This is a genomic window from Kluyvera huaxiensis (assembly GCF_040149365.1).
Taxonomy (GTDB): domain Bacteria; phylum Pseudomonadota; class Gammaproteobacteria; order Enterobacterales; family Enterobacteriaceae; genus Kluyvera; species Kluyvera intermedia_A.
Map to the genome: position 1 here is coordinate 345,387 of NZ_JBEFLV010000002.1, position 12,362 is coordinate 357,748.

At 53.4% G+C, this 12,362-nt stretch carries 10 protein-coding genes; 1 reads left to right on the forward strand and 9 read right to left on the reverse strand.

All coding sequences use genetic code 11. The features are described 5' to 3' along the window. Positions 1–268: 268 nt before the first annotated feature. Entirely contained in the window at positions 269–610 is a 342-nt protein-coding gene (locus ABOC97_RS03760) for a YejG family protein (RefSeq protein ID WP_234504183.1), read from the forward strand. A gap of 3 nt (positions 611–613) precedes the next feature. On the opposite strand, the gene yejF is transcribed toward ABOC97_RS03760, so the two are convergent. From yejF to ABOC97_RS03805, 9 genes are all read right to left on the reverse strand, one after another. Then, positions 614–2,203: a microcin C ABC transporter ATP-binding protein YejF gene (yejF, locus tag ABOC97_RS03765; protein ID WP_349594245.1), complete on the reverse strand. Its 1,590-nt coding sequence runs from the start codon at positions 2,201–2,203 to the stop codon at positions 614–616. A 2-nt stretch (positions 2,204–2,205) separates the two neighbouring features. Next, complete coding sequence (locus ABOC97_RS03770; protein ID WP_349594248.1) at positions 2,206–3,228, reverse strand: microcin C ABC transporter permease; 1,023 nt, start codon at positions 3,226–3,228, stop codon at positions 2,206–2,208. A gap of 1 nt (position 3,229) precedes the next feature. After that, positions 3,230–4,321: a microcin C ABC transporter permease YejB gene (locus ABOC97_RS03775; protein WP_349594251.1), complete on the reverse strand. Its 1,092-nt coding sequence runs from the start codon at positions 4,319–4,321 to the stop codon at positions 3,230–3,232. 9 nt (positions 4,322–4,330) lie between these two features. Further along, positions 4,331–6,121, reverse strand: coding sequence for an extracellular solute-binding protein (locus ABOC97_RS03780; RefSeq protein WP_349594331.1), 1,791 nt, complete (start codon positions 6,119–6,121; stop codon positions 4,331–4,333). A gap of 99 nt (positions 6,122–6,220) precedes the next feature. Then, entirely contained in the window at positions 6,221–7,786 is a 1,566-nt protein-coding gene (locus tag ABOC97_RS03785; RefSeq protein WP_349594253.1) for a cyclic di-GMP phosphodiesterase, read from the reverse strand. A gap of 123 nt (positions 7,787–7,909) precedes the next feature. After that, on the reverse strand, positions 7,910–8,482 hold the full coding sequence (mepS, locus tag ABOC97_RS03790; RefSeq protein WP_234504170.1) for a bifunctional murein DD-endopeptidase/murein LD-carboxypeptidase: 573 nt from the start codon (positions 8,480–8,482) through the stop codon (positions 7,910–7,912). Between the two features lie 414 nt (positions 8,483–8,896). Further along, positions 8,897–9,616: a phosphatase PAP2 family protein gene (locus ABOC97_RS03795; RefSeq protein ID WP_349594256.1), complete on the reverse strand. Its 720-nt coding sequence runs from the start codon at positions 9,614–9,616 to the stop codon at positions 8,897–8,899. 44 nt (positions 9,617–9,660) lie between these two features. After that, positions 9,661–10,638, reverse strand: coding sequence for a CobW family GTP-binding protein (locus ABOC97_RS03800; protein WP_349594259.1), 978 nt, complete (start codon positions 10,636–10,638; stop codon positions 9,661–9,663). A gap of 116 nt (positions 10,639–10,754) precedes the next feature. Next, positions 10,755–12,221: a mannitol dehydrogenase family protein gene (locus ABOC97_RS03805; protein ID WP_349594262.1), complete on the reverse strand. Its 1,467-nt coding sequence runs from the start codon at positions 12,219–12,221 to the stop codon at positions 10,755–10,757. Positions 12,222–12,362 lie beyond the last annotated feature (141 nt).

Sequence of the window (12,362 nt, forward strand, 5' to 3'; positions counted from 1 at the left end):
CAGAAATTGCATTTCCGATAGGGTGTAATGTTTCTTTTATGTAAAATCCATTTGTGTAAAAAGTCACATTGTTGTAGATAAAAAGGTTGTGTTAGATCACAGAAACGGGTACATATAGCGCGAAAACGCATCAGTACACCGAACTATGTCGTAGGAAGAATGTTGAATGCTGGCGTTTTTTTTCGGGATACAGGACGATTTGTCAACAATGTGTTAATATGGATGTGAAATAATTGTGAAGCACCTTTGCTTCCGGGGAAAGAACGTAATGACATTTCAGCTCTCAATCGTACATCGACTGCCGCAGGACTATCGCTGGTCTGCGGGTTTTGCAGGTTCGAAGGTTGAACCGATTCCGCAAAACGGCACGTCAAATGACAACACGCTGGTGGCGCTTAAATTATTGAGCCCAGACGGCGATAAGGCGTGGCCGGTAATGCACTCGTTAAGCCAGGCATTAACCGATATCTCCGTCGACTGCTCGGTGCTCGAGTGCGAAGGCGAGCCGTGCCTGTTCGTAAAGCGCCAGGACGAGTTTGCGGCAACCTGTCGACTGAAGAATTTTGGTGTGGCAATAGCCGAACCATTTTCTGGCAACAACCCGTTTTAACCGTCAGCTCAATGCAATGAGCTGACGCGTATACGCCTGTTTCGGTGCCGCAAAGATGCGCCGACACTCACCTTGCTCGACTACCTCTCCCTGCCGCAGAACGATAACCTGGTGGCACAGTGAACGAATCACCTGCAAATCGTGGCTGATAAAGATATAGGCCAGTCGATGCTTTTCCTGTAATGCCTTGAGCAATGCCAGAATCTGCGCCTGTACCGTACGGTCGAGTGATGACGTGGGTTCATCCAGAACAATAAGCTGCGGCTTAAGAATTAGTGCCCGGGCGATAGCAATACGCTGACGCTGGCCGCCGGAAAACTCCGCAGGATAGCGCTGCCGTGTTTCAGGCTCCAGCCCCACCTCATGCATCACCTGAATAACTTGCTGCTCGCGCTCGCTCGCTGAGAGCGCAGGATGATGCACGCGTAGTCCCTCCTCAATAATCTGTAACGCCGTCAGGCGTGGATTCAGCGATGAGTTGGGATCCTGAAACACGACCTGAATACGGTGACGCAGCGGCAACATCTGCTTGCGCGTGCGGCCCTGTAAGGGCTCACCATTGAAGCGAATGTCTCCCTGAGAGGCAATAAGACGCAGTAGCGCCAGCCCGGTGGTACTTTTGCCCGAACCGGACTCGCCGACCAGCCCCAGCGTTTCACCTGCCCGCAGCGTAAAGCTCACCTCTTTGACGACCTGATTGTTATCCACTATCCGGCGCAGAATGCCCTTACGGATAGGAAACGCCACGCTGAGTTTCTTGACTTCGAGCAGCGTCGCGGCATCGGGCGGCAGAGCAATCGGTTCGCCTGCTGGTTCGCTGTCGAGCAGCTTGCGGGTATACGGGTGAGCAGGGGCGGCGAAGAGTGTCGCGGCGCGGTTGTGTTCCACGCAGCGGCCATGCTGCATCACCGCTACCCGATCGGCCAGCTTGCGCACAATGCTGAGGTTATGAGTGATAAACAACATGCCCATGTTCAGCTCAACCCGCAGTTCACCTAAAAGCTGAAGGATTTGCGCCTGAACGGAGACATCCAGGGCCGTGGTCGGTTCATCGGCAATCAGCAGTTCCGGGCGCGTTAGCAGCGCCATGGCGATCATCACCCGCTGGCGTTCACCGCCGGAGAGCTGATGCGGAAAATCAGCCAGCCGTTTGGCCGCATTGCGAATACCCACCCGGTCAAGGCAGTCGAGGATCTCACCGCGTGCAGCCTCTTTACGCATTCCCCGGTGTAGCGAAAGCACCTCGTAAAGCTGTTTCTCCAGGTTATGCAGCGGGTTCAGTGACACCATCGGTTCCTGAAAAATCATCGCAATACGGTTGCCACGTACGCTGCGTAACGTCTGCTCGCTGGCATGAAGCAGCGATTCGCCGTTAAAGCGGATATCGCCGGTCGGGTAGCAGGCTGGCGGTTCAGGCAGCAGACGAAGGATGGACAGCGCCGACACACTTTTACCCGAGCCAGATTCGCCGACCAGCGCCAGCGTTTCCCCGGCGTTGACCGTTAACGACAGCTCTTCAACCACGGTGGTCATCCGGCCTTGCTGACGAAAGGCGATGGAGAGGTTGTCAATGTCCAGAAGTGGCTGCTGCATCTTTATACCGCCTTAGAAGGATCGAAAGCGTCGCGCACCGCTTCGCCGATAAAGATCAGCAGCGACAGCAGGACGGCCACACAGAGAAAACCCGCGATCCCAAGCCACGGAGCCTGTAGATTATTTTTACCCTGTAACAGCAGCTCACCCAACGATGGCGAGCCGAGCGGGAGACCAAAGCCGAGAAAATCCAGCGAGGTCAGAGTGGTTATTGAGCTGCACAGAATAAATGGAATAAAAGTCAGTGTAGCCACCATCGCGTTTGGCAGCATGTGACGCAGGATAATACTGCGGTCGTCGACGCCAAGCGCCTGCGCGGCCCGAATATAGTCAAAATTTCGGGTACGTAAAAATTCTGCCCGCACTACGCTGACCAGCGACATCCAGCCAAACAGCACGGTAATCGCCAGCAGCCACCAGAAGTTCGGCTGCACCACGCTTGAGAGCAGAATAATCAAGAACAGCGTCGGCATACCCGACCACACTTCAATGAAGCGCTGACCCCATAGGTCGATGCGTCCGCCGTAATAACCCTGTATCGCGCCAACCAGTACGCCCGTGACGCTGGCGCAGAGGGTGAAGATCAGGCCAAATAATAATGAGATACGAGTCCCGTAGAGAATGCGCGCCAGCACGTCCCGACCGTTGGCATCGGTACCGAGCCAGTTTTGTTTCGACGGGGGGGAAGGGAAGGGGATATCCGTACTGTAGTTAATGCTGCTGGCCGCAAAGCGGATCGGTGCCCATAGCACCCAGCCGTTGTTCTCCAGCCGCTGTTGTAACAACGGGTCCTGATAGTCAGCGGTGGTCGCAAACTCACCGCCGAAGGTTTTCTCACTATAGTTTTTCAGCACCGGCGCGTAGAGGCTGCCCTGATAGCTGACCAGCAGCGGACGATCGTTCGCAATCAGCTCCGCGCACAGACTACAGAGAAAGATAACCGCGAAGATCCACAGCGACCAGTAGCCGCGACGGTTATGACGAAAGCGCGCCCAGCGCGCCTGGTTAACGGAGCTCAGCGTCATGTTAGCGGCCCTCAAAATCAATGCGCGGATCCACCAGCGTATAGCTGATGTCGCTGATGATATTCGCTAGCAGGCCGATGAGCGTGAAGATGTAGAGCGTGCCAAACATCACCGGATAATCGCGCGAGACCGTCGCCTCGTAGCCCAGTAGTCCCAGCCCGTTTAAAGAGAACATCACTTCAATCAGCAGCGAGCCGGTGAAAAACATGCTGATGAAAGTGGCCGGGAAACCGGCAATGACCAGCAGCATGGCGTTGCGAAAGATGTGTTTCCACAGGATCTGTTGTTCGCCAACCCCTTTTGCCCGCGCGGTGACCACGTACTGTTTACGGATCTCATCGAGAAACGAGTTTTTGGTCAGCATGGTGAGCGCGGCGAAACCGCCAATCACCGTCGCCAGCACCGGCAGGGTGATATGCCAGAGATAGTCGGTGATTTTCAGATACCAGGGAAGGGTGGCAAAGTTGGCTGACACCAGTCCACGTAGCGGGAAGATATCGTAGTAGCTACCGCCGGCGAAAAAGACGATCAGCACGATGGCGAACAAAAACGCCGGAATTGCGTAGCCGATAATAATGCCGGTGCTGCTCCAGATATCAAAGCGGCTGCCGTTATGCACCGCCTTGCGGATGCCGAGCGGAATGGAAACGAGGTAGATAATTAATGTGCTCCACAACCCTAATGAGGCCGATACCGGCAGACTTTCTTTCATCAACTGCATGACCGACGCGTTGCGAAACAGGCTGTTGCCGAAATCAAAGCGCAGATAGTCGCCGAGCATTTTGAAATAGCGCTCGTGCAGCGGTTTGTCGAAGCCATAGCGCTGGGTTATCTCGGCGATCACTTCCGGATCTAGGCCGCGTCCGCCACGGTACTGGCTTTCAGCGATGTTGCTGATGCCGACTCGCGATTGGCCGCCGTCCATATTGCCACCGCCGCCGGGCAAGGTGCCTTGATGGCCAAATTCCACCGCGGCAATCGCCTGATCAACCGGGCCGCCGGGCGCTATCTGCACGATAAAGAAGTTGAGGGTGATGATTGCCCATAGGGTAGGGATTATCAGCAGCAGGCGGCGAATCAGGTAGGCACCCATAAAGTCTCCTTAACGTCGGGAAGCGGGCAGCTTCGCCGCCTTGTTAACGTCATACCACCAGGTGTCAAAGCCGGGCGCATCGGTGCCAGAACTGTAGAGCGGGTGAATACCAGGGTATGAAAATTTATCCCAGTGGGCGATTCGGCTACCGGACATAAACCACATCGGCAGCATGTAATAGTTCCAGGTGAGCACTCTGTCCAGTGCGCGCCCTAGGGGGATGAGCTTCTGTTGGTTGCCCTGCCAGCGGATTATTTGATTAATCAGGCTGTCGATTGCCGGACTGGCAACACCTGGAGCGTTGTAGGTTGAGTTGATGTATCCAGATGACCACGAGATCTGTAAATCAGCGCTGGGCCACGGCGTGGCGCGCCACAGGCTCGGCATCATATCGTAATCACGTTTGCGCAGCCGGTTGGTAATTTGCGAGATATCCACCTGACGGACGTCCATGGTGACGCCCAGGCGCTGTAAATTATGCTGAAACGGCATAACCCATTGATCGTTGCCGCCGGACGGCAGTAACAGTTCAAAGCGCAGCTGCTGACCGGTTTTGGGGTTGACCCGCTGCTGGCCTTTGAGCACCCATCCCGCCTCGGTCAGCAGATTTCCCGCTTTTAGCAGATTCTCGCGGTCGAAGCCGTCGCCGTTAGATGTCGGCGGCTGGTAGATAGTGGTGAATACTTCCGGCGGCACTTCATTTTTTAATGGTGCCAGCAGCGTCAGTTCATCGGCTTTCGGATAGTCTCGTGCGGCGTATTCGGTATTCTGGAAATAGCTGTTGGCGCGGCTGTAAGCGTTGTAAAACAGCGCTTTGTTCATCCATTCAAAATCAAACGCCATGCTGACAGCCTGCCGTACCCGGCGGTCGGCAAACACCGGGCGCTGGATATTAAATGCCAGCCAGCGGGTATCACGGGCGGCGTTATTCTTCTGCTCATCTTTGACGATATAGCCGTTGGCAAAATTTTTCCCGATATAGCGGGTGGCCCAGTTCTTGGCGCTGCTTTCGGTACGCACGTCAAATGCGCCCGCCTTAAAGGCTTCAAAGGCTACGTTATCATCGAGGTAGTAATCGTAGCGCAGCGTATTGAAATTCCAGCGTCCACGGTTAACCGGTAAATCGGCGGCCCAGTAATCATTTACCCGCGAGTAGACGATGTACTGCCCCATTTTCCAGTCGCTGATGCGGTACGGGCCACTGGCCAGCGGTGGCGTACTCAACGGCTCGCTGAGTTTATGTGCCTTCCAGAATTTCTCCGGCAAAATCGGCAGGGTAAACAGCCCCAACATGTCCTCTTTACCCGGCTTTTCCAGCGCGATGCGGACGGTCAGCGGCGAAATAGCTTTGACGGTGGTACCTTTGTAGATCAGGCGAAACTGCGGTACGCCTTCGGTCATGAATTTATTGAAGGTGAAGGCGACATCACTGGCGAGAATAGGGCTGCCGTCGTGGAAACGGGCGTGAGGATTAATGGTCAGCTCAACCCACGAATAGTCATCGGCGTAGCGGGCGTGCTCGGCGACCAGCGGATAGTAGCTACCGGCCTCGTCGTCTGAGGTGGTAAATAAGGCATCATACAGCGACTCAGTGCGAACGGCAGCGTTACCGCGTAGTGCAAAACGGTTGAAGTTGTCGAAGGTCCCCAGCGCCGCCAGCGTGACGTTGCCGCCTTTGGGGGCGGCGGGGTTAACGTAGTCGAAGTGATCAAAATTTACGGCGTATTTGGGTTCGCCAATCACCGCAAATGAATAGCTCTCTTTGACAGTCTGGGCCTGAAGAGACAGGCTAAACATCATGAGCAGGGCAAAACAGATACGCGCTGTGATCACGACTTGGCTACCCCGCGGTAAACATATTGATTGAGCTAACTTTTATCCGTAAATCTTAAATGACCTTCAGACACTTGTGAAATACTTTGCTGGCTTACTATGTTCTTCTATCAGTTGTTGTAAGGTCAGCGGCCGGCTTATCAGATAGCCCTGCAGGTAATCGACGCCATGCTCGCGTAGCCAGGCGGCCTGTTCTTCGGTTTCAACCCCTTCGGCAACGGTCACCAGATTCAGGCGTTGAGTGAGCGTTAACACGGCATCGAGAACCGGAGAGGTGATGGTTTCACGGCCAATCGCATTAACGAAACCGCGGTCGATTTTCAGGTAATCGAGAGTAAAGCGCTCAAGATAGATAAGTGCGCTATGGCCGGTACCGAAATCATCAATAGCAACCTCAATGCCCTCGCCGCGTAGCCAGCTAAACAGGCTCATCGCCTTTTCCTGATTCAACATGTCGCGTTCGGTAATTTCCAATACTAACTGGAAATAGTTATCCGGCAAGCTCGCGTTAAACCGGCGGATATCTTGCTGGAAGCTCTCGGCAATAAGATGGCTCGGGGCAATATTAATGCCGAGTTTGGCACCTGGCGGCAGAATATCTTTCAATGTTGGCGCATCGCGAGCAATCAAATCAAACAGATGGTGGGTCAGTGGCACAATGAGATTCTGCGCTTCAGCAAAGCTAATAAAGGCATCGGGAGGGATATTCCCCGCCGAAGGATGCGACCAGCGCATCAACGCTTCAACCCCGGCAATCTGCTGATTTTTGGCATCCACCACCGGCTGATACATAACATAAAATTGACGATGCTTGATGGCGGAAAGGATCTCTTTTCCCGGACGCGAACGGATGGTCAGAATATAGAAACAAAGCAACCCGCCGACCAGGCCGCAGGCCAAGCCCAATAAAATGGAATACAGCGAGTTATCAGTGCCCGATGCATTGCTGTAGAGATAGATTTCCAGCGGGACGCCTTTGACCTTCACGTGCCTGACGGCGGTATCGGTAATGGCACTGAGGGGGAGGGGCTTGCTGCTGAAGGTTGAAATCGCCGTTTTACCGTTAACCACCAGCGCGACCCCATTGTACGGGCTCTGTTTCGATGAGTAGAGCACCCACGGCATCAGGTTGGCGTTAATTGAGGCAAAAATGCCGCGATTTTCAAACAGCGGACTTTTCACCCACAGCACGAAGGCCGGCGTGGTTGGCATCATTGGCGTGCCGGGCAGAATGCCCATGACATGATTTTTGCTGAGATCGAGATCCGGCACCAGATCCTTTAACGGCAGCGACATCGGACCGGTGGCCGAAGAGCAGTAGGCTACCTGATCGTTGACCAGCAAAAATGCCCGTACATTCATGCTAAACGCCGCACGGGCGGTCAGCTCAGAGGTGACTTCTTCGCAACGGTTCAGGGTTAAGGGCTGCAGTGAGTCCATAGTGACCAGAATCTGGCTGAAGTAGTTATCCAGGTAGTTTTGCAGGCTGGAAATGGTGACGTCAAACTGAACCGCGCGACGGTGATGAAAAATAGAAAACTGTACTGCGCCGGAGATAAGGGCTACCAACAGGCCAGCAGCAATACTGGTGAGAATAGTCCGGCGATTAATTGATCTTTGACGAGTAAACATACTACTTCTCTATGCTGCGGAACTCTAAAGAAAAGAATACTGATGAAGCATAAAAAAAGCACTGCCATAGCAGTGCTTTTTTTATGCTTACCGTCAGCCAAGGGAAACCGACGGTAAACGACATTACGAACGACTCAAGACTCGACGAGCTTCGTTGTAACGCTTATTCCAGTATGGCTCATTCATGCTGGAGATAGTCACACCGCTGCTGGTGGATGCATGAACGAACTGGTTATTACCAATATAAATGCCAACATGGCGCCCGGTAGAGCCTGCACGGAACAGGACTAAATCACCGGTACGGAGCTGATTGCGTGAAACAGATTTACCTGTTTCCTGCTGTTCCCATGTGGAACGTGGCAGCTCTAAACCGAACTGTTCGCGGAATGTGCGTTGCACAAAGCTGGAACAGTCAATTCCTCGTTTAGTATCGCCGCCCAGACGGTAGCGAACACCTTTCCATCCTGCGTATTGATCCATCAGACGGGATTTCACGTCGAGGTTACGCACCATGGTTTCAAATTCATCCTGAGAGGCTTGCAGTGAAGAAGTGTCTTCGCTACCCACACCATGCGTCTCAGAATGCATATTCTTAGCGGTATTACTTGTTGTACTACATGCAGAAAGCAGAACCGCGACTGCTACTGCTGGAATCGCTCGCAAGATATATCTCAAAATCGGCTGAGATTTGACCATTTTAGTTGTTTTCCCTTGAAGTCCTTAACGACAGAGTCGTTATAAAAAATGCCAAACGCGTCTGAGACTAAATACACGCAATCAATGAGACAATTCTTTGAATTCAGTTTTGTGGTGCAGCGCACAAAACTTTAATTAATGACCACAATAATTGCTCTTTGAAACGACAAACGCAAATGAGAGTACCTTAACGAAAGGGGCATTGCGAGTGCTTTTGGCCGATTTTTTATAAGAAATTGTGATACAGAAAGTTAAAAAATGTGAATGGCTAAAAATACATCTTTATCGTATGAATAATAGGCAACTCATTCATTATAAACACGAATGTTGTGACAGGAAGATGACGGGAAATAGGCGGGGTAAAAAAACAGGCGAAAAGCGATGACTCTTCGCCTGATATGTCAGAGGTAACGGTTATTTATTGGCTGATTTTAATTTGCCCAAATCGGGTAAATTACGCTCAAATATCCTGATGGTTTTATCGCTCAATGGCGTCAACAGAACCCACGGTACACCGATCAGTACCGAGGTCAGCGATCCCACGGCGATATCAGTGAACCAATGCGCGCCAATCATCACGCGAGGGAAAGCGAAAACCACAAAAATAACCAGCGAAATAAGGAATGCTTTCCCGCCAAAATAGCGCCACATGAAGCAGGAGAATATCAGCAGCATCATACCGTGATCGCCCGGGAAGCTATCGCGTGAACCGTCTTTGGTGTTAAAGGCCACGTAGTCGCTCACCCGATGAGCGCCTTGAACAGAAAGCGATGGGCTGCTGCGAGTGACTGGGATGAGGTGCTGCGCGAGTTGGTTGATGATCACCGCTGCCAGCAGCATCACCAGGCCCATAATAATAATGCGGCGACGCCCTGTCGCGTTTTCCTTTAACCAGTAGCTTAGCATCAGGCCGCCCATGGCCAGCAGTGAGCAGCCGTCAAAGGCGCGATTGTTGATAATGGCTAAAAACCACGCGTAGGCCAGATTCCCGGCATTCAGTCCCTGATTGAAAAAACGGAAAATAGCAACATCAATGGTCGACCAGAACCCGTGGTTTACCGGCAGATACCAGGACAGGAATAACGCCACACCGGCGGCGTTAAGCATAATAATCAAGGGAAAGCGTGTACGCATTATCATCTTCATAGCAGTTAATCTCGCTGGCAACCTTAGCGGTATTACCCTAAACGAAGTTTCAACAGTGCGGATTGGAGCGCATTCCAGTCGGTCTCAGCATCATTAATTAGCTCAATACGGCTATCTGGTGGCGCGACGTTTTGGGTCTCAATATGCAGGTCCGCGCCCTGACGATTAATGCGTACCAGCCCTTCGGGGATGCGCATTACGGCTTTGAGGCGGGCGACCGGTGCCAGCCGCGCCCATTCTAACAGGCCGATGGTAGCAAACTGAGTATCGGCATCAAAAATCCAGCCGCAGGCGTGGTAGCCCTGTCCCTGGTTTACGCTCCGCCGCCAGCGCTGGTGCTCAGGCAGACTTAACGCTCCCAGGCCTTTGGTTGAAGGATGCGAGTGCGCATGCGCGGCGCTTGCTGCAAGCTCGGTTAGGTTAGTGCGCGGGGTATCAAGAAGTGCGACATCAATAATGCCCTGCGTCGTGTCCAGATGCAGGCGCTTGCCGCCATTTTTTTGCCACCAGTCGGCCATAGCCTGCTGACTTTCCGGCGTGGCGCGGTCAGATTTATTGCTGACCACAATGTCCGCCGCCGCCAGCTGGTCGCGAAAGTTTTCGTTGTTGACGATCTTCTCGTCCAGCAGTTGGCGCGGGTCCATCACGCAAAGCGTCGCCCGCAGGTCGATCCACGGTTCGTAAACCGGGGCGGTCAACAGGTCGAGGATCTGTTTGGGATGACCAAGACCAGTGGGTTCAATCAGCAAACGGTCTGGTTTACCCTGGCGTAGCAAAGTGTTCAGGCCAACCTGCATCGGCAAACCGTTGACGCAGCACATACAGCCACCGGGGATCTCCTTCAACAGTGCGCCGCTGTCAGCCAGTAGCGCGCCGTCAATGCCGACTTCGCCAAACTCGTTGACCAGCACGGCCCATTTTTCATCGGCGGGCTTATTGGCCAGAAGGTGCAAAATAGAGGTTGTTTTCCCGCTACCGAGAAAGCCGGTGATCAGATTGGTTTTAGTCACGAAAACTCCACAGAGGAAAGAGTGTTAACCAGATCACTTTATCCTGGGGAAAAGGCGACGAAAAGAGGTGCTTTTCGGTGAGCCGGATGAACCGGCTCACCGGAGGAGTAAAAATCTTAGTCGTTCAGCGCTGTCAGCAGCGCCTGACGCGCACCTTGCTGAACCAGGTGTTGCCAGGCCTGACTGACCGCATTGACGAACTGCGGGTTGGCCGGCAGATCATTGCCGAAGATTTCCTTGAGCGTCAACAACCTCTCTACGCGAGTATCATTGTTGCTGTTTGTAACCAGCGCATGAATTTTTTCTGCCAGCGGATCGCGAATATCGATGGTGTTACCGGCATCATCCACACCGCTGACGTAACGCATCCAAGCGGCAACACCCAGCGCCAGCAACGGCCAACGGCTGCCTTCGCGTAGATGGATACGGATTCCATCAAGTAGACGCTGGGGCAGTTTCTGACTGCCGTCCATGGCAATTTGCCAGGTACGGTGCTGAAGCGCCGGGTTGCTAAAGCGCTCAACCAGGCTGTCGGCGTAGGCGTTAAGGTCAACGCCGGTAATGCCCAGAGTTGGAGCTTGTTCGGTCATCATCAGATGACGCGCGGCGCGGCGGTAAGATTCATCCTGCATGCAGTCACTAATGTGCGCGTAACCGGCCAGATAACCGAGGTAGGCGAGGAAAGAGTGGCTGCCGTTGAGCATCCGCAGTTTCATCTCTTCCCACGGCAGTACATCATCGACCAGTTGCGCGCCTGCGCTACCCCAGTCAGGGCGTCCGGCAACAAAGTTATCTTCAATGACCCACTGAATAAACGGCTCGCAGCTAATAGCGCAAGGATCTTCCACCCCCAGCTCGCGGGTGATTTCCGCCAGCGAGGCATCGGTCGCCGCCGGGACGATGCGGTCGACCATGGTGCCCGGGAAGCTGACGTGTTCAGCAATCCACTGCGCCAGCTCTGGTGAGCGGCGGGTCGCCATATCGAGCACCGCATTTTTGACCACGTGGCCGTTATTGGGAATGTTATCGCAGGAGAGCACGGTAAAAGCTGCAAGCCCGCGTTCGCGGCGGCGGTGCAGGGCTTCAACGAGAATACCAGGGGCGGAATGCGGTTCGCTCGGCGACTGAAGGTCATGGACGATCCGCGGCTGAGTCGCATCCAGATGGCCGGTAGCCGGGTCAATACAGTAGCCTTTTTCGGTAATGGTCAGCGAGACAATCGCCACCTGCGGTTCACAGAATTTTTCAATGATAGCCGCCAGCGTATCGAGCTTCGCGTTGAGACACTCGTTCACCGCGCCGACAATGATCGGCTGATTACCGGCCGCACTTTTTTCCATTACGGTAAACAGATGGTTCTGCTGACGGAGCTGACTCATCAGCACATCGCCGCTAAACAGGCTGATCTCACAAATGCCCCAGTCGCCGCCGTGCTGATTCAGCACCCGATGGGTTAACAACGCCTGGTGCGCGCGATGGAAAGCGCCGAATCCGAAGTGCACAATCCGCGAGCGTAGCTGTTGTCTATCATACTGCGGTAACTCAACGCTTGCGGGGAGGACACTTGAGGCTATTGTATTCATTGTTTACACATCCGATTAACGATTAATTAACGTCGCCAGTGTAAAGTTATATGACAGCAAATTGAATTGGTGTGCCGTATTTATCGCGTTAGTGTGAGCTGGATCAATCAATCCAGGCGGATTTATTGACCGTCACGAATA